Consider the following 549-nt stretch of genomic DNA (forward strand, 5'->3'; position numbering starts at 1 on the left):
TCAGGAGTATGAAATAAAGCCATGGTCTGTGATGTACATCCACCCGAGTCAGGTACACCGCATGCGGGGAGCCATAGAGAATATTACTGCCAGCGGATGGGCTATCGACAATGAAAATTTGAACCCCGAGTATCTTAAATTATTAGAGGATATTACCCCCGCACGACCTGTATCTTTAGCAGGAGAAACGTTTTCAATTATTTCTGATACAGTATCGTTATGCATCAGGTTTTTTGAAAGAAAGCAAGAGCGATTATATCGTTCCCTGCTGAAAGACAGCTGTAATGCGTTAGTGGCATTGGTTATTTCACAGTATCTTGGAGAGTATAAGTCAGCCGATAAACTTTCTCGTTTTGAGATGGTCACCAGAGCTTTCAGGGCGATGTTAGAACGCAATTTTATCACTCTCAAAAAGCCGGCAGAGTACGCTCAATCCCTCCATATATCCGCTTCTTACCTGAACGAGTGCGTCAAGGACACCACTGGCTATTCCGTCTCGTACCACATACAACAGCGTGTGATGTTAGAAGCAAAGCGCTTGCTTTATCA

The 549-nt window shown here is 43.9% G+C and carries 1 protein-coding gene; it reads left to right on the forward strand.

Annotated features, from left to right (window positions below; genetic code table 11):
* Positions 1–549 (forward strand): helix-turn-helix domain-containing protein (locus ACNOHI_RS25420; RefSeq protein WP_420477505.1); only part of this gene is annotated, 549 nt, incomplete at both ends.

Source organism: Noviherbaspirillum sp. ST9 (assembly GCF_048799745.1).
Classification (GTDB): domain Bacteria; phylum Pseudomonadota; class Gammaproteobacteria; order Burkholderiales; family Burkholderiaceae_D; genus Noviherbaspirillum.